This window comes from Mesorhizobium sp. B2-4-17 (genome assembly GCF_006441275.1).
GTDB lineage: Bacteria > Pseudomonadota > Alphaproteobacteria > Rhizobiales > Rhizobiaceae > Mesorhizobium.
The window spans coordinates 111,928-128,391 of sequence record NZ_VFUX01000016.1; the positions used below are offsets into that span (position 1 = coordinate 111,928).

16 protein-coding genes are annotated in these 16,464 nt (G+C 64.5%); 11 read left to right on the forward strand and 5 right to left on the reverse strand.

The features are described 5' to 3' along the window. The first annotated feature begins 105 nt into the window (after positions 1-105). The 6 genes from FJ548_RS14715 to lpxK all read left to right on the forward strand — a co-directional run bounded on the left by FJ548_RS14715 (position 106) and on the right by lpxK (position 5,710). Positions 106-1,449 carry a TldD/PmbA family protein gene (locus tag FJ548_RS14715; RefSeq protein ID WP_140778211.1) on the forward strand — a complete coding sequence of 448 codons (1,344 nt, stop codon included), beginning with the start codon at positions 106-108 and terminating at the stop codon, positions 1,447-1,449. Then, positions 1,436-2,251, forward strand: coding sequence for a 3'(2'),5'-bisphosphate nucleotidase CysQ (locus tag FJ548_RS14720; RefSeq protein WP_140696115.1), 816 nt, complete (start codon positions 1,436-1,438; stop codon positions 2,249-2,251). Before FJ548_RS14715 ends, FJ548_RS14720 begins: the two co-directional genes overlap by 14 nt. A 76-nt stretch (positions 2,252-2,327) precedes the next feature. Next, entirely contained in the window at positions 2,328-2,573 is a 246-nt protein-coding gene (locus FJ548_RS14725) for a DUF4170 domain-containing protein (RefSeq protein WP_140696113.1), read from the forward strand. Between the two features lie 5 nt (positions 2,574-2,578). Beyond that, the gene (locus FJ548_RS14730) at positions 2,579-3,370 is read left to right on the forward strand and encodes a lysophospholipid acyltransferase family protein (protein ID WP_140778212.1); all 792 of its coding nucleotides are present in this window, start codon (positions 2,579-2,581) and stop codon (positions 3,368-3,370) included. Then, positions 3,367-4,683 (forward strand): lipid IV(A) 3-deoxy-D-manno-octulosonic acid transferase, encoded by a 1,317-nt coding sequence (waaA, locus tag FJ548_RS14735; protein ID WP_140613502.1) that lies wholly within the window; start codon positions 3,367-3,369, stop codon positions 4,681-4,683. Before FJ548_RS14730 ends, waaA begins: the two co-directional genes overlap by 4 nt. Before the next feature lies 1 nt (position 4,684). Next, positions 4,685-5,710: a tetraacyldisaccharide 4'-kinase gene (gene lpxK, locus FJ548_RS14740; RefSeq protein ID WP_140778213.1), complete on the forward strand. Its 1,026-nt coding sequence runs from the start codon at positions 4,685-4,687 to the stop codon at positions 5,708-5,710. Here lpxK and FJ548_RS14745 read toward each other — a convergent pair. Further along, entirely contained in the window at positions 5,707-5,940 is a 234-nt protein-coding gene (locus tag FJ548_RS14745) for a DUF2093 domain-containing protein (RefSeq protein WP_140613504.1), read from the reverse strand. The genes lpxK and FJ548_RS14745 overlap by 4 nt on opposite strands. A gap of 77 nt (positions 5,941-6,017) precedes the next feature. Here FJ548_RS14745 and FJ548_RS14750 point away from each other — a divergent pair, with 77 nt between their 5' ends. Beyond that, complete coding sequence (locus FJ548_RS14750) at positions 6,018-6,656, forward strand: hypothetical protein (protein WP_246678672.1); 639 nt, start codon at positions 6,018-6,020, stop codon at positions 6,654-6,656. A 38-nt stretch (positions 6,657-6,694) separates the two neighbouring features. On the opposite strand, the gene FJ548_RS14755 is transcribed toward FJ548_RS14750, so the two are convergent. After that, entirely contained in the window at positions 6,695-7,621 is a 927-nt protein-coding gene (locus FJ548_RS14755; protein WP_140778214.1) for a LysR substrate-binding domain-containing protein, read from the reverse strand. 91 nt (positions 7,622-7,712) lie between these two features. On the opposite strand from FJ548_RS14755, the gene FJ548_RS14760 reads away from it, so the two are divergent. Then, a complete protein-coding gene (locus FJ548_RS14760) occupies positions 7,713-8,606 on the forward strand; it encodes a DMT family transporter (RefSeq protein ID WP_140778215.1) in 894 nt (297 codons plus the stop codon). Between the two features lie 124 nt (positions 8,607-8,730). On the opposite strand, the gene mutL is transcribed toward FJ548_RS14760, so the two are convergent. Together mutL and FJ548_RS14770 are read right to left on the reverse strand one after the other, a co-directional pair. After that, positions 8,731-10,620 (reverse strand): DNA mismatch repair endonuclease MutL, encoded by a 1,890-nt coding sequence (gene mutL, locus FJ548_RS14765; protein ID WP_140778223.1) that lies wholly within the window; start codon positions 10,618-10,620, stop codon positions 8,731-8,733. A 60-nt stretch (positions 10,621-10,680) separates the two neighbouring features. Then, on the reverse strand, positions 10,681-11,631 hold the full coding sequence (locus tag FJ548_RS14770; protein WP_348640939.1) for a helix-turn-helix domain-containing protein: 951 nt from the start codon (positions 11,629-11,631) through the stop codon (positions 10,681-10,683). A gap of 126 nt (positions 11,632-11,757) precedes the next feature. Here FJ548_RS14770 and FJ548_RS14775 point away from each other — a divergent pair, with 126 nt between their 5' ends. Beyond that, a complete protein-coding gene (locus FJ548_RS14775; protein ID WP_140613243.1) occupies positions 11,758-12,066 on the forward strand; it encodes an antibiotic biosynthesis monooxygenase in 309 nt (102 codons plus the stop codon). An 82-nt stretch (positions 12,067-12,148) separates the two neighbouring features. Here FJ548_RS14775 and FJ548_RS14780 read toward each other — a convergent pair whose 3' ends face one another. Continuing rightward, positions 12,149-13,051, reverse strand: coding sequence for a LysR substrate-binding domain-containing protein (locus FJ548_RS14780; protein WP_140613242.1), 903 nt, complete (start codon positions 13,049-13,051; stop codon positions 12,149-12,151). 92 nt (positions 13,052-13,143) lie between these two features. Between FJ548_RS14780 and FJ548_RS14785 the strand changes: the two genes are divergently transcribed. Together FJ548_RS14785 and FJ548_RS14790 are read left to right on the forward strand one after the other, a co-directional pair. Next, a complete protein-coding gene (locus FJ548_RS14785; protein ID WP_140696100.1) occupies positions 13,144-14,694 on the forward strand; it encodes a trimethylamine methyltransferase family protein in 1,551 nt (516 codons plus the stop codon). Between the two features lie 43 nt (positions 14,695-14,737). After that, positions 14,738-16,387 carry an ABC transporter substrate-binding protein gene (locus FJ548_RS14790; RefSeq protein WP_140696098.1) on the forward strand — a complete coding sequence of 550 codons (1,650 nt, stop codon included), beginning with the start codon at positions 14,738-14,740 and terminating at the stop codon, positions 16,385-16,387. Positions 16,388-16,464: the final 77 nt, after the last annotated feature.

Here is a 16,464-nt window from a genome sequence, read left to right on the forward strand (position 1 = left end):
GAACCCTGCATTTTGATTGAAGCCCATGCCATTGCACAAGCCGGACCGGAACAATAGATGGGTGGGCAGCGGCCAGGCTTTGGCCGCAACAGCAGGATCACAGTCATGGCCGACATATCAGACGCAGCAAAATTGGCCGACCGCGTCGCGGCCCTGGTCGAGGCCGCCAGGAAGGCCGGCGCCGATGCCGCCGACGCGGTGGCCGTGCGGGGCCGCTCCACCGGCGTGTCGGTTCGGCTCGGCAAGGTCGAGGCCACCGAATCATCGGAGGCCGAGGACGTCTCGCTGCGCGTCTTCGTCGGCCAGAGAGTGGCAAGCGTCTCGGCCACCGCCGCATCCGATCCGGTTTCACTCGCAGAGCGGGCCGTGGCTATGGCGAAAGTGTCGCCGCAGGATCCTTATCAGGGCCTTGCCGATCCGGCGCTGCTTGCGAAGCAAATTCGCGATCTCGACCTGTTCGACGCCACCGAAGTCTCCGCCGACCAGTTGAAGGAGGCCGCCCTTGCCGCGGAAGCGGCGGCCCTTGCGGTCAAGGGCGTGACCAATTCGTCAGGCAGCAATGCCAGTGCCGGGCTGGGCGGGCTGGTGCTGGCCACGTCGCACGGCTTTCTCGGCCACTATGTCGCCTCGCGGTTTTCGCGTTCTGCCAGCGTCATCGCCGGCGAAGGCACCGGCATGGAGCGCGACTATGAATTCTCCTCGCGCCAGCATTTCGCCGATCTCGATGCGCCTGAAGACATCGGCCGCAAGGCTGGCGAACGCGCCGTGCGCCGCATCGGCGCGCGCAAGGCCGCGACCGGCCCGGTCGATGTGGTGTTCGATCCGCGCGTCGCGCGCGGCATTGCCGGCCACCTTGCCGGCGCCATCAATGGCGCCTCCGTTGCGCGCAAGACCTCGTTTCTGCGCGACATGATGGGCAAGCAAGTGGCCGCGTCCGCGATCACGGTCACCGACGAGCCGCTCAGGCCGCGTGGCCAGGCCTCGCGCCCGTTCGATGGCGAAGGCGTCGAGGGCGAGAAGCTTCTGATGGTCGAAAAGGGCGTGCTCAACCACTGGTTCCTGTCGACCTCGGCGGCGCGAGAGCTTGGCCTCGTCACCAATGGGCGCGGATCGCGCAGCGGCTCTTCCGTGTCGCCATCCTCCACCAATCTCGCCATCGAGCCGGGGGAGCGGTCACCGGAGGATCTGATCAAGTCGCTCAAGACCGGTTTCTATGTCACCGAAGTGTTCGGGCAGGGCGTCGACATGGTCACCGGCGAATACAGCCGCGGCGCTTCCGGTTTCTGGATCGAGAATGGCGCGCTGGCCTATCCGGTTGCCGAAGTCACCATCGCCTCGAACCTGAAGACCATGTTCCTGAACATGGTGCCGGCTGATGACCTCGACCGCAATTTCGGCACGGCGGCCCCAACGCTCCTGATCGAAGGCATGACCCTTGCCGGCGCATGAACTGACCACTGCCGGTGCCCCCTCTGGCGCTATCGGGGATCTGCCGCTGCTGCGCGATGCCGCCCGCGAGGCGGGCCTCATCGCCATGCGTTATTTCGGCAACAGTCCGCAAGTCTGGATGAAGGGCGGCACTTCGCCGGTCAGCGAAGCCGATCATGCGGCGGATGCCTATCTGCGCCGCACGTTGCTGGCGGCGCGGCCGGACTATGGCTGGCTGTCGGAAGAGACGGTCGACGATCCGGTGCGGCTTTCGGCGCGCCGCACCTTCGTCGTCGACCCGATCGACGGTACGCGTGGCTTCCTGGAAGGTCAGCGCACCTGGTGCGTCAGCGTTGCCGTCGTCGAAAACGGACGCACGCTGGCCGGCGTGCTCGAATGCCCGGCGATGAACGAGATCTATTGGGCGTTGCCCGGCCAGGGCGCGTTCCGCAACGGCAAGCGCATTGCGGTGCGCACGCTTGGGGATATGGCCGAGATATCCGGGTTGAAGCAGTTGATCGACCTGGTGCCGCCCGGCTGGCAGAAGCGGTTGATACGGGCGCCCTACAGCCCTTCGCTTGCCTACCGCCTGGCGATGATCGCCAACGGCACGCTCGACGCCACCTTCGTCAAGCCGAACGCGCATGACTGGGACATCGCCGCCGCCGATCTTATCCTGCGCGAGGCGGGCGGCCAGTTGCTCGACCCGCATGGCCGCGCCCCGCTCTACGCCGGCGAGGTGACCCGCCACGGCGCGCTTGCCGCCGGCAGCGGTGATTTGCTGGCGGTGCTCGTCGATGTCATCGCTGGGCTGGATGCCTGAAAGCATTTTCGAAGGTTCCAAAGTCAACGGCTTTGGTCTAGACCTGTCACAAACTCACGATATGTGAAGGACCGACATGGCCGCGGAAGACGGAAAGAAACAGCTTTTGCATCTGGTGTTCGGCGGCGAACTGAAGAAGCTTGGCGGCACGGAGTTCCGCGATCTCGAGGCGCTCGACATCGTCGGCATCTATCCGGACTATCAATCCGCGCATACGGCGTGGAAAGCCAAGGCGCAAGCCAGCGTGGACAATGCCCATATGCGTTATTTCGTCGTTCATCTGCACCGTCTGCTGGACCCCGACAACAAGGTCGTCGGTTGATTTCGATGGAGCATGATCTGGCGAAAGAGCCAGCCGGCGAGGCCGAGTCCGCGGGCAGAGGCCGCAGCCGCACGACCAAGGCCTTCTGGCGCAAGATCCGCGAACCGCTCGCACAGTCGCGATTCGTCAAGAATGCCATTGCCAGCCTGCTCGCGCAGTTCGTGCGGCTGGTTCGCCTGACCAGTCCCCTGGTCGCCGGGTCGGCGCGGTTTTCGGGAGGGGCCTACGCCGAGTTCGAGCCCGGCATCATCGCTTTGTGGCATGGCCAGCATCTTTTGACGCCGGCCTACTATCCCAAGCGCAAACCACTGGTCGCCATGGTGTCACGCAGCGCCGATGCCGAGCTCAACGCACTAATGCTGGAGAAATTCGGCATCGAGGCGGTGCGCGGTTCGGGCGGGCGTGACAACGCCAGGCATCTCGACAAGGGTGGGGCCAAGGCACTGATCGCCCTCAAAAAGTCGCTCACCGCCGGCAAGAACGTCGCCATGATCGCAGACATTCCCCACGGCACACCGCGCGACGCGGGGCTTGGTATTGTTCTCCTGGCGCGCCTCTCGGGCCGGCCGCTCCTGCCGGTCGCCATCGCCACCAGCCGCCGCAAGGTGCTGGAGAAGAGCTGGGACAAGACCACCATAAACCTGCCATTCGGCCGTTCCGCGGTAACCATCGGGGCGCCGATTTTTGTGGCCGCGGACGCCGACGACGCCGAAATGGAGCGCAAGCGCCAGGAAATCACCACCGCGCTCAATGCCGCGACGGCCGAGGCCTACCGTCTCGTGGACGGTCCGCGATGAGCGGCCGCTGGGCGCGTGCCATGCTGACGGCATACCGTTTCGCGGGTGCCGCCGCCTATCCGCTGATCGGGCCCTATGTCGCCTGGCGCATCTCGCGCGGCAAGGAGGACCGCAACCGCCGCCGCGAACGCTACGGAGTCGCCGGTCGCCCGCGCCCCGAAGGGCCCGTTATCTGGATCCATGCCGCCAGCGTCGGCGAGACCATAGCCGTCGTGCCGCTGGTCGAAAGCATTCTCGATTATGGCGTCAACATCGTGCTGACGACCGGCACCGTGACATCGGCGCAGGTTGCCGACGAGCGGCTCGGCGACCGCATCATCCACCAATATGTGCCGCTCGATCTGAAGCCGGCGGTCAGCCGATTCCTCGATCACTGGCGGCCGGACCTGGCGATCATCGCCGAATCCGAGATCTGGCCGATGACCATCCTCGAGCTTGGCGCGCGCCACGTTCCGCAGGTGCTGGTCAATGGCAGGCTTTCCGACCGCTCGTTCATCTCGTGGAAGAAGCGGGCCAATATCGCCGAGGCGCTGTTCGAGAATCTCGCCCATGTTGTTGCCCAGTCCGACGTCGACGGCGAGCGTTTTCGCGCGCTTGGCGCCCGGCCGGTCACGGTGTCGGGCAACCTTAAGGTCGATACCAATCCCCCGCCGGCCGACGGACGGGCGCTGGCCTCGTTGCAGCGGCAGATCGGCGGCCGCCCGACCTGGGCGGCGATCTCGACCCATGACGGCGAGGAAGTGGTCGCGGCGGAAGTCCACGCGACGCTGCATAAGCGCCACCAAGGCCTGCTGACGATCGTCGTTCCGCGCCATCCCGATCGCGCCGACACGCTTGCCGCGCAGATTTCAGGCATGGGCCTGAAGGTCGCGCGGCGCAGCAAGGGCGACCGCATCGGGCCCGACATCGATATCCTTCTCGGCGATACGATCGGCGAGATGGGGCTTTATCTCCGATTGACCGAGATCGCCTTCGTCGGCCGCTCGCTGACCTCCGAGGGCGGCCAGAATCCGCTCGAGCCGGCCATGCTCGACACCGCGGTTCTCGCTGGGCGCAATGTGCAGAATTTTCGCGAAGCCTACCAGCGTCTGATCGACAGCGGCGGCGCGAAGCTGGTGCGCGATCGCGATATGCTGGCCGGGGCCGTCAATTTCCTGCTGACCAATGAAGTCGCACGCCACGAGATGATGGCCGCTGGAGTGGCGACCGTCGACGAGATGCGCGGCGCGCTGGCGCGCACGCTGAAATCGCTTGAACCCTATATCCAGCCGCTGGTCATCAAGTCGCGCCTGAAGGGCGCGAACGGTCGTTAACGTGGTCTCCGAAGCACCGCCATTCTGGTGGGAAAAGCCGGACTGGAAAGTCCTGGCCCTGTCGCCGCTGTCGGCCGTCTATGCGCTGGTTGCCGGCCGCGGCATGCGGCGGGCCCGGCGCGAGAAGATCGACGCGCCGGTTCTGTGTATCGGCAATTTCACCGTCGGCGGCACCGGCAAGACGCCGGTCGCCATCGCGCTCGCCGAACAGGCCAAGCGCATGCGTCTGAAGCCTGGTTTCCTGTCGCGCGGCCATGGCGGCTCCTTTGCCGAGCCGCACGTCGTCGATGCCAGCCACGACAGCGCCAAGCATGTCGGCGACGAGCCGTTGCTCCTGGCCAAACACGCCCCCGTCGCGGTAACGCCGAACCGCGCGGCCGGCGCCCGGCTGCTGCTGGAAAGGCATGGCTGCGATTTCCTGATCATGGATGATGGCTTTCAGAGCGCGCGCATCCACATCGACTATGCGCTGGTCGTGGTCGATGCCCGCTATGGGATCGGCAATGGCCGCGTCATTCCGGGCGGACCGCTTCGGGCCAAGATCGTCGACCAGCTGGTCTACACCAGCGGGCTGTTGAAGATGGGGGAGGGCACCGCGGCCGACATGGTGGTGCGCCAGGCGGCCCGCGCCGGCCGCCCGATCTTCGAGGCTCACACGAAGCCAAGCAGCAAGGCTGGCCTTGGCGGAAAGCGGTTCCTCGCCTTCGCCGGCATCGGCCATCCCGACAAATTCTTCGACACGGTGCGCCAGGCCGGCGGCGAGGTGGTTCTCTCCAGGCCATTTCCGGATCATCATTTTTACGCCGAGGACGAACTCGCCGAACTGGCGGCGACGGCGCACGCCGAAGGCCTCGGCCTCATCACCACCTCCAAGGACGCCGCCCGGCTGCGCCACGGCGCCTCGCAGGAATTTCTCGGGCGTCTCGACGTGCTGGAAATCGACACGGTGTTCGAACTCGACCATGTGCCCGAGCGCATCATCGAGGAAACGCTCGATGCCTGGCGGCAGCGCAGGTTGAGAGCCTAGCCGCGCTTGCGCATCTCTGGATGCACCTCGATTTCGCGGCGCAGCGAGGCGGCGGCGTTGGCGTAGGGCTCCTGCCTGGCGACGCTCCAGTATTTCAGCTCGTCCAGGGGGATGCTTTCTCCCGTCACGGCGCAGCGCACGAACGAGCCGGGACTGGTGACCTGGAAATCGCCATCGAGGTAGCGGATGCGGGCTTCCTTGCCGCCCGGGCCTTCGAAACGGTTCATCATGCGGTGGTGCCGAGGTTCATGCAGATTTCATCGCCACAAATCGCCGTCCAGGTCAAGCATCCGACAAGCCTCGGACAATGCTGATCCGTTACGAGGTGCTGGAAAAGCGCTTTTGTGGGGGCACGATGGCTATTTCTACCGCCCGCCTGGCTTCCCTGCTCAAGGAGGCAATGACGCCGCAACCCGTGCCTTTGGCGAAGGCCGATCCGGTCAGGACGGCATTGGTCCGGGAATTGGTCCAGCCTCCGGTGGCCTCCCTGTTCGCGCAGCGGACGGCACCGGCGCTGTTGGCGATGCCCGCGGCGCCGGCGGCCGCCAAGTCGCAGCAGATTGCTTCGGCTGGCATCGTCGAAGCCTATATGGCGCAACTCGACGCGAGGGACGAAGCGGCGCTGACAACGGTCGTGGCAAGGAAAGCGGCGCCTGAAGCCGAGTCGCAGCAGCGAGGCTTCTCGCCGTCTTCGGCAACGGCCAACGACAACACTCCGGCCCGAGCTGTAAGCTTGTCACTGCTGTCGCTTATCCCGCCGCAGGGTCCTGTCCCGCGCAACGCCGCCGCCCTGGATGCATCGGCAGGCCGGCGACAGCCTGCCAATCAATCCTATGGAGCGGCGCCGAACCCTGACCGGCTGCTGGTGAAGATTGGCTTTGTTTCGATAATGGCCGCTTTGCTGGGAACCGGGATCGTCGGGTTCATCCTGCTGCTGCTTCGCTGAACCGCGAATCGGCGGGTGCTCGGGAAAGGCGGCCAAGCCTATCGCTCCGCCTCGATGAACGCTTCGATCTTTTCCGGCGCCAGTCCGGCCTGCTGCGCGATGCGGCGGGCAAGGTCCGCCGCTGCGGTACGTGGCCGCCCGATCGGCCGGTCGAGCCAGTAGGACACCGGATTGAGCGCGGTGCGCTTGTCGACTGCGGTGATGCGGCCCGACATCAGCTGATGCCCGCTCAGCGGCGGACGCGCCAGCGCGATGCCGAGCCCATGGGCGGCGGCGTCGAGCACCAGATTATAGTCCTCGAAACGTCGGTCCTGCGGGCGCGGCCGATAGTCCATGCCTTGCGCCGCGAACCAGGCGCGCCAGCCGGAGGCGTCGGAATCATTGATCAGCGGAAATCCGAGCAGCCGGGCGGGGTCGCCGCTCCCAATCTCCCGTGCCAGCTCGGGCGAGGCGACGGGGAAGACATGCTCCTCGAAAAGTTCTACCGAGACGCGGCCCGGGATGCCGCCGCGGCCGCAGCGGATCGACAGGTCGATGCCTTCATCGGCAAGATCGGCCTGGCGGACGTCAACATCGAGAACGATGCGCAGCCTGGTGGGATTGTTTTCCAGTGCCGCCATGCGCGGCATCAGCCACAGCCCGCTGACCGAGGGGATCGAGGTCAGCCGCACCACCGCCGTTCCGCGCGGCTCGGTCCAGCGGTCCGAATGGCTCGATATTAGGGCGAAGGCTTCCGATGTCCGCAGATGCAGCCGGTTGCCTTCGATCGTCAGCGTCACGCCGCGCGCGCCGCGATCGAACACTTTCAGCCCCAGCCAGCCCTCGAGCTTGGCGATCTGCCGGCTGACGGCGCCATGGGTGATGTTGAGCCTTTCGGCGGCTGCCGAAAAACTGCCGGTCCGCGCCGCCGCATCGAAGGCACGCAGCGTTTCGAGCGGCACCATCGCCTCTGAGCTGTGATCCATGCTCACAGGTGATCCTCGATTTGGTCGTTTGTCAATAAGCGAGAAAAGGCGTTTTGTGGCTTTCAGAATGGAAGAACACGGGGACCGTGAGATGAGTGCGACGACAGGCACGTTGAATTCGACACAGCGGATGGACAGCACCGCAGCCTTCGCCGTTGCGTTGACCGTGGTCGGCTGGGCATCCGCTTTTCCGGCCATCCGTGCCGGCCTTGCGTCCTTCCAGCCGCTGGAGCTTGGCGCGCTTCGCTTTGCCATAGCCGCCGTGCCTGCGGCGATCTTCCTTGCCGTCAAGCGCCCGGCGCTGCCCCGAATGGGCGAGTTGTGGCGCTTCGGCTTTGGTGGCGCCGTCTTCGTGGCGCTCTATACGGCGATGCTCAATTTCGGCGAACTGACCGTCTCCGCGGGTGCGGCCGGCTTCATCATCAATGTCAGCCCGATCTTCACCGCCATCATGGCGATGGCGCTCCTGGGTGAGCGTTTCTCCGGCATGGCATGGGTCGGCACGGCCATTTCCTTCGCCGGCATCGGCATCATCGCCGTGGCCGACGGCCATGGCCTGCACTTCAACGTCGGCGCGCTGCTGGTACTCGGCTCCGCGCTCTGCTCGTCCGTCAACACCATCGTCCAGAAGCCGCTTTTTGCGCGCCATCATCCGCTGACCATCTCGGCCTCCAACATGGTGCTCGGCGCGCTCTGCCTGTCGCCCTTCCTGCCCACGGCTCTTTCGCAGGCGACGGTCGCCAACGCGGCCGGGTTGGGCGCCGTCATCTTCCTTGGCATCGTGCCGAGCCTGATTGCCTACGCGGCCTGGGCGACGGCCCTGTCGCGCCTGCCGGCGGCGCGTGCTTCGAATTTTCTCTACCTTGTCTCGCCGATGTCCGCCCTGATCGGCTTCTTCTGGCTGGGCGAAGTGCCGACGCTGCTCGGCATCCTCGGCGGCGCGCTGGCGCTCGGCGGCGTCATCGTGGTGAATTTGAAGAGGTAAGACAAAGAGTTGGAGCCGTTTGCGGACTCAAGATCGCAAGCCGCCACGATCACTGGTTGATGCAGACACCCGCCAGCCGGATGGCTATGCTGAGCCGGCAGCCGTCGGCCGCCGCTGGGCAAAATCACCGCCGCCCGAACAGCCTCTCGATATCGGCCAGCTTGAGCTCGATATAGGTCGGACGGCCATGGTTACAGGTGCCGGAACCCGGCGTCGCCTCCATCTGGCGCAGCAGCGCGTTCATTTCCTCGGCCTTGAGCAGCCGGCCGGAGCGCACCGAGCCGTGGCAGGCCATGGTCGCGGCTATTCTGTCCAGCCGTTCCTTGAGCGTGTCGACCGTGTCGTTGTCGGCGATCTCGTCGGCGAGATCCCGCACCAGTTGCTGGACGTTGGTTTCGCCCAGCATCGACGGCGTCTCACGTACGGCAACGGCGCCCGGGCCGAAGCGCTCGATGCCGAAGCCGAAGCGGGCGAGCGTTTCGGAGTGCATGGCCAGCCGCTCGGCGTCCTCCTCCGGCAGATCGATGATCTCCGGCAGAAGCAGGATCTGCGAGGGCACGGCACGCGAATGCAGCGCGTTCTTCAGCGCTTCGTAGACCAGCCGCTCATGCGCGGCGTGCTGGTCGACGATGACGAGTGAATCCCTTGTCTGGGCAACGATGTAGTTTTCATGCACCTGGGCTCGTGCCGCACCGAGCACCGTGCCAAGCAGCGTCTCTGTCGCTTCACTCTGCCCTGCGCGTGTATCGGCGCTCGCAAGTGTGCCGGTATCGAACGCCGCCTGGTCGGGTTCACCAAAGCCGCCGTGCGTTGCGCTGGCGCGTTCAAAGCCCGAGCCTTCGAGTTGCATGTCGAGCGGCCGCAGCGGCGAGCGCGAAGGGTCGAAGCCGGCCGGACCGGAGGCTCGGTAAGCCGCTTCGTAGCTGCGATGGCCGTTGGCTGGGCCGCCGTGATCATAGGATGCGGCACCTGGCCGGAACGCCGCCATCATGCCCGCAGCGCCGGTGGTGGCTGAGCGGATACCCGCCTCGGCCAGCGCCTGCCGAATGGCGCCGACGATCAGCCCGCGCACCAGGCCCGGATCCCGGAAACGCACATCGGCCTTGGCAGGGTGCACATTGACGTCGACAATGGCCGGATCGAGCGACAGAAACAGCACCGTCACCGCGTGGCGGTCGCGCGGCAGGACATCGGCGAAGGCGCCGCGGATGGCGCCGGCAATCAGCTTGTCGCGCACCGGCCTGCCGTTGACATAGGCATATTGCTGCAGCGCGTTGGCGCGGGTGAAGGACGGGATCGAGACATGGCCGGTCAGATGCACGCCTTCGCGCATCGCATCGATGGCAATGGAATTGTCGGGAAAGTCGGCGCCCATCACCTGGGCGACGCGGCGCAGGCTGCCTTCCGCACTGTCGTCGGCCGCCGGCAATTCCAGCGTCGAGCGGTCGGAACCGGCCAGCGTGAACCGAACGGCGGGGAAGGCGATAGCGATGCGCTTGACCACGTCGCTGGTTGCCGAACTTTCGGCACGCTCGCCCTTCATGAACTTGAGCCTCGCCGGCGTCGCGAAAAACAGGTCGCGCACCTCGACCGTCGTGCCGCGATTGGCGGCCGCCGGCTTGACGGGCAGGACGCGGCCGCCCTCAATGCCGATTTCCGCGGCGCTGTCGCCGAAAGCCGTGCGCGACCGGATCGACAGCCGCGACACCGAACCGATCGATGGCAGCGCTTCGCCGCGAAAGCCGAGCGAGCGGATGTCATGAATGTCCTCGGCGAGCTTGGAGGTGCAGTGACGCGCGATTGCCAATGAAAGCTCTTGTTCGGGGATACCGGAGCCGTCATCGGTGACGCGGATCAGGTTCAGCCCGCCGCCTGCGGTAACGACCTCGACGCGTGATGCGCCGGCATCGAGCGCATTCTCGACCAGCTCTTTGACCACGCTCGCCGGACGCTCGATGACTTCACCGGCGGCGATCTGGTTGATCATTGTTTCGGAAAGCTGGCGGATAGGCATGCGGCGATTATAGGCGGATTCGACACCCATGCGAGAGGGCAGAATCTTGCGGATGATGGATCAGTTCGTGGCGCGGATTTCGCGCACGCCCTTGTGCAGCCGTCGCCGTAGCAGATTGCGCAGCGTCACCCCGTCGCCGTAGCCGACCTTGGCAGCAATATGGTCGACGCTGTCGGACGTCGTCTTCAAGAGATGCACCGCTTGCTCGACACGGAGATCCTGGAAATAGGACAGCGGTGTCTTGCCGAGCACGTCGTTGACGCGCCGCGACAGCGTACGCTTGCTGGCGCCAAGGGCTGCGGCTGCCTCATCGAGACTGAAGCCAACCGCAAGATGCTCGCGCGCCCAGCGCTCGAAGCGCTCGACCAGCGGGTTCGAATGGGCGAGGTGGTCTGAGATGGCATAGGCTGATTGCAGCGGCCGGCTGTCGACGATCAGGTATTTCGCCGTCAGCGCCGCCAGTTCCGGGCTCGTCTGCCGGACCACCATCAGAGCGAGGTCGATATGGCCGAGTGCTGCCCCGGCGGTGACGAACTGCCCGTCATTGACCAGCATGCGCGCCGCGTCGAGCCGCACTTGCGGGTAGCGCTGCCTGAACATCGGTGCCAGCCACCATGTCGTGGTTGATGGCCGCCGGTCGAGCAGGCCGGTCTCCGCCAGCACAAAGGTGCCGATGCAGGCCGCACCAATGCGAGCGCCGGTTTCGGCGGCACCGCGCAAGGCTGCTACCGCGTCCGCGATATCCGGCCTGAGCAGCGCTTGCCCGAGCGGCTCAGGCATCTTCTGGCCGAGTGCTGGAATGAGCAGCCAGTCCGGCGCCGCCTCCGAGCCGATCCTGGTCACCGGCACTTGCAGGCCTTGACCGGTAAGCACCGTGTCCCTGACGCCGACAATGGCCGTGCTGAAGTGGGCAGGCGGGGCCGGTAGCAGGCCGGCCAGTTCGTTGGCGGTGCCGAAAACGTCGAGCACGGCGGCGAGGCCGGTATCGAAGGCGCCGTCGAGAACAAGCACGGAAATATTCATGGCAACAATGATATCAAAGATGTCATTTTTGCCAATACGGTTTTCGCATCATTCCTGCGAGGCTTGATATCGACGGTCGGTTCGGCCGCAGGAAATATCAACAGGAGAAGTCAGATGATCAAGCTCGCACTGTTCGCACGCTTCGAAGCCAAGCCCGGCAAGGAGAAGGACGTCGCCGCATTCCTGAACGTGGGATTGCAGATGGCCAACCAGGAAGCCAAGACACCGATCTGGTTCGCGTTGCAGCTTTCGCCAAGCGTCTTTGGCGTCTTCGATGCCTTCCATGACGAGACTGGGCGGCAGGCGCATCTCACCGGCGAGATTGCCAAGGCGCTGATGGCCAATGCCGAAGCGCTGTTCGTCGGCCCGCCGACCATTGATAAGATCGACGTCCTTGGCCTGAAGAATGACGGTTCTGTCTGAACTGCTAACGGGCAACGACATGCATCAAAACAAAGACTTAAAGCACCGCAATCCGGCTGCCGGGTTGCGGTGTTCGGCTGCCTCACGCCTGCGCCAATAGCCAATCCCTTACCTTGCGCGCATTGTCGCTGAGCTCGCGGTTCTTCGGCCAGATGACGTAGAACGCCGTGCCCGTCTTCATCACGTGGTCCGTCACCGGCACCAGCAGCCCGGTCGACAGCAGCCGCTCGACAAGGTGGCGCCAGCCGAGCGCGATGCCTTGCCCTTCCATGACGGCCTGGATCACGATCGCATAATCATTGATGCGCAAGCCACGCTCGGCATTGCGCAGGCTGGCTCCGGCCGACTGGAACCATTCGTCCCAATTAGGGGCCTCGCGATAGGGCTCCTCCAGATGGATAAGGCGATGTGTCGCCAACTGCTCCACGGTCTCAGGCCGGCCGAATTTGGCGAGGTAGCTGGGGCCCGCGACCGGAAAAATCTCTTCATCGGAAAGCGACAGCGAATGATAGTCCGGCCAGTCGCGTGGCACGCCTCCACGCACGGCGAGCGGAATGCCTTCGGCGATGATGTCGAGATCGCGGTCGCCGGTCTGGATGCGAAGGTCAATGCCCGGCAATTCGTCGCGAAACCGCTGCAGGCGCGGCATCATCCAGAACGAACCGAAGGCCGTCGAGGCGGCAAGCGTCACATGGCCGCCGGTCGCCTGCAGGCGCAGGTCCTCCGCCGACTTGCGGATGTGCGAAAGGCCAAGCGAGACATCGGCATGAAAACGCTCGCCGGCCTCGGTCAGGCTGACCTGGCGATGGCGGCGCTGGAAGAGCTGGGCGCCAAGCTGTTCCTCCAGGCCGCGCACCGCATAGGAAACGGCAGCCTGGGTCATGCCGAGCTCGCGCCCGGCGGCGGTGAAGCTCGACAACCGGCCCGCAGCCTCGAAGACGATCAGGCTGCCGGCGGACGGCAAGAGGTGGCGCAGGCTTCGCATAAGCACAGCTTATACAAGAGATCAGGATTTTCCAGCGTCACAGCCCCTTTTTGTCTGATTAGGCTGGCAGCCAAAAGAGGAATGGAGTTGCCATGAACGCGCCGGCCGCTGAATTGACCGAATCGACACACCGCCGTGGCGGCGGCCGTCTCGGGCGCAAGGCGCTCCGCAGCGCGCCGATTGCCTCTTTTCCGACTCTGGTGCGGCAGATTCCCGTCTATCAGATGGTCCCGGACGAGGCGGTGGAGCTGATCCACGAAGCTTCGCTCTCCATCCTCGAAGAGGTGGGATGCGAATTCCGCGACGATGAGGCGATCGCCATGTGGAAGGCGGCCGGAGCGGACGTTTCCGAGACGCGCGTCCGCATCGACCGCGCCCTCCTGATGGAACTCGTCTCGAAGGTTCCGTCGGAGTTCACGCTCAATGCGCGCAATCCGGAGCGCACGGTGCGCGTCGGCGGCAACAATTCGATCTTCGTGCCGATGTACGGCGCGCCCTATGTGCGTGATCTCGACAACGTCAGGCGCTACGGCACGCTGGCCGACCTCAACAACTTCCACAAGCTCGCCTACATGGCGCCGGCGCTGCACTCTTCGAGCTCGATCATCTGCGAGCCGATGGAAATTCCGGTGCCGAAGCGCCACCTTCATATCATCCATTCAGCGCTGAAGCACTCCGACAAGCCTTTCATGGGCATCGTGACGTCAAAGGATCGCGCCGAAGACACGATGGCGATGGCCGGCATCGTGTTCGGCGAGGACTTCGTCCGCGACAACCCGGTGCTGGTGTCGATCACAAACTGCAATTCGCCGCTGGTGTGGGACGCCACCATGCTGGACGCCATGAAGGTCTATGCACGTCACAACCAGCCGCTGATTCTCGCGCCCTTCGCCCTCTGCGGCGCCTCGACCTCGGCTTCCGCCGTCGGCGCGGTGGCGCAGGTCAATGCGGAAGCATTGGCCGGTGTCGCCTTCACCCAGTTGCTGCGTCCGGGTTCGCCGCAGATCTACGGGCAGTTCATGGTGACGGTGGACATGAAGACCGGCGCTCCGATGGGCGGCACGCCGGAGGCCGCGCAGATGATGTATCTGATGGGAGCCCTGGCGCGGAAGTACCGGCTGCCGTGGCGCACATCCGGCTTCCATGTCGGGTCGAAGCTGAACGATGCCCAGGCGGGTTACGAGGCGAACATGCTCATGCATGCCGCCATTCTTGCCGGCGCCAACTACATCTGGCACTCGGCTGGATGGCTCGAGGCTGGTCTCGCCTGCGGCTATTCGAAATTCGCCACAGACTGCGAGCAACTCGTCGGCTGGTACAAATATGCCGGCGGGCTCTCCTTCGACGACTTCAAGGACGCGATGGCGGCGATCCGCGAGGTGGGGCCGCAGGGTCATTTTCTCGGCACCCAGCACACGCTTGACCATTTCGAGCGGGCTTTCTTCATGCCCAGCATCATGGACTTCAATTCGTACGAACAATGGAATGCCGAAGGGGCAAAAGACCACGATACGCGTGGCCGTGACAAAGCGCGCAACATGCTGGCCGACTACGAGGAGCCGAAGCTCGACGAGGGCATCGCCGAGGGTCTCGCGGATTTGATCGCGCGGCGCGAGGAGAAACTGCCAGACAGCGTTAGTTGATAGAACGGGCGAAAGACCCGACGGAACCAATGGGAGAAGAAAAATGACAGTCTACAGAAGCAATGGTGATCGCGTTCCAGCCGCTATCGAGGCGATGGCTGAAGAGGCGCGCGCGGGTCGTATGGACCGGCGCGAGTTCCTGGCGCTGGCGAGCGCCTTCGGCGCATCGACGGCCGTGGCCTACGGCATGATCGGCCTTGCGGCGCCCCGGCAGGCCTTGGCCGAGGAACCGAAGAAAGGCGGAACGCTGCACGTCTCGATGCCGGTGAAGGCGCAGAAGGATCCCCGCACTTACGACTGGGTGGAAATGGCAAACATCACCCGCAGCTGGCTGGAACCGCTTGTCCGCTATACCAGACAATTCACCTTCGAACCGGTCCTGCTCGAAAGCTGGGACATCAATGACGACGCCACCGAATACACGCTGCATCTGCGCAAGGGCATCACCTGGAACAATGGTGATACCTTCAACGCCGATGACGTGGTCTTCAACCTGACGCGCTGGTGCGAGAAGGGTGCTGCCGGCAATTCCATGGCCGCACGCGTCGGCGCGCTGATCGATGCCAAAACCGGCAAGGCCAGGGACGGCGCCATCACCAAGGTTGACGACAACACCGTCAAGCTGAAGCTCAGCGAACCCGACATCGCGATCATTCCAAACTTCACCGACTATCCGGCGCTTGTGGTCCACCGCAATTTCGATGCCGCCGGCGCCGATCCGATCAAGAAGCCGATCGGCACTGGACCTTTTGAGCTGGTGTCCTACGCGGTCGGCACGAAGGCGGTCGTCAAGCGCCGCGAGAATGGCAAGTGGTGGGGCGGCGAGGCGCCGCTCGACGGTGTCGAATTCATCGACTACGGCACCGACTTCAATGCTTCGGTCAACGCCTTCGATTCCGGCGAGATCGACCTCAATTTCGAGACGCCCTCCGATTTCATCGACATCCTCGACAAGATGGGGCTGGTGAAATCGGAAGTCGCGACGGCGACCACGCTCGTTGCCCGGACCAACATCACGCACAAGCCCTATGACGACCAAAAGGTGCGCAACGCGCTGCAGATGGCCGTCGACAACAATGCCGTCTTGCAGCTCGGCTATAATGGGCGAGGCACGGTCGGTGAGAACCACCATGTCAGCCCGATTCACCCAGAATACTATCCGCTGCCCAAGAAGACCCGCGACGCTGCCGGCGCCAAGAAGCTGATGGCCGAAGCCGGGCAGGCCGACTTCGAGCATGAACTGATCACCGTCGAGGACGATTGGCAAAAGGCCACCGGCGATGCGATCGCCGGCCAGTTGCGTGAGGCCGGCATCAAGGTGAAGCGTACGGTGCTGCCCGGCTCGACCTTCTGGAACGACTGGACGAAATACCCGTATTCGATGACCATCTGGTATATGCGTCCGCTCGGCGTCCAGGTGCTGGCGCTCGGCTATCGCACCGGCGAGGCCTGGAACGAGACGGCGTACTCCAACCCTGAGTTCGATGCCAAGCTCAAGCAGGCGCTCTCGCTGATCGACGTCGCCAAGCGCAAAGAGGTGATGAAGGATGTCGAGCAGATCCTGCAGGATTCCGGCGTCATCATTCAGCCGTTCTGGCAGAAGCTCTACAGCCACATGAACAAGAAGGTGAAGAACTACGGCGTTCACCAGACCTTCGAGATGGATCTCCAGAACGTCTGGCTGGACGCGTAATTCCCGAGGCTTGGCAACAAGCTGTGCCGGCACCGCTCCAAGGTGCCGGCGTTTCCCATCGGCACCAGGCCACTGTG

Coding starts and splice junctions, on each gene's coding strand:
- FJ548_RS14785 (WP_140696100.1), top strand. CDS start 13,144: ATGAACGCGCCGGCCGCTGAATTGACCGAATCGACACACCGCCGTGGC.
- FJ548_RS14790 (WP_140696098.1), top strand. CDS start 14,738: ATGACAGTCTACAGAAGCAATGGTGATCGCGTTCCAGCCGCTATCGAG.
- FJ548_RS14780 (WP_140613242.1), bottom strand. CDS start 13,051: ATGCGAAGCCTGCGCCACCTCTTGCCGTCCGCCGGCAGCCTGATCGTC.
- FJ548_RS14755 (WP_140778214.1), bottom strand. CDS start 7,621: ATGGATCACAGCTCAGAGGCGATGGTGCCGCTCGAAACGCTGCGTGCC.
- waaA (WP_140613502.1), top strand. CDS start 3,367: ATGAGCGGCCGCTGGGCGCGTGCCATGCTGACGGCATACCGTTTCGCG.
- FJ548_RS14760 (WP_140778215.1), top strand. CDS start 7,713: ATGAGTGCGACGACAGGCACGTTGAATTCGACACAGCGGATGGACAGC.
- FJ548_RS14725 (WP_140696113.1), top strand. CDS start 2,328: ATGGCCGCGGAAGACGGAAAGAAACAGCTTTTGCATCTGGTGTTCGGC.
- FJ548_RS14745 (WP_140613504.1), bottom strand. CDS start 5,940: ATGATGAACCGTTTCGAAGGCCCGGGCGGCAAGGAAGCCCGCATCCGC.
- FJ548_RS14715 (WP_140778211.1), top strand. CDS start 106: ATGGCCGACATATCAGACGCAGCAAAATTGGCCGACCGCGTCGCGGCC.
- mutL (WP_140778223.1), bottom strand. CDS start 10,620: ATGCCTATCCGCCAGCTTTCCGAAACAATGATCAACCAGATCGCCGCC.
- FJ548_RS14775 (WP_140613243.1), top strand. CDS start 11,758: ATGATCAAGCTCGCACTGTTCGCACGCTTCGAAGCCAAGCCCGGCAAG.
- FJ548_RS14730 (WP_140778212.1), top strand. CDS start 2,579: ATGGAGCATGATCTGGCGAAAGAGCCAGCCGGCGAGGCCGAGTCCGCG.
- FJ548_RS14750 (WP_246678672.1), top strand. CDS start 6,018: ATGCTGATCCGTTACGAGGTGCTGGAAAAGCGCTTTTGTGGGGGCACG.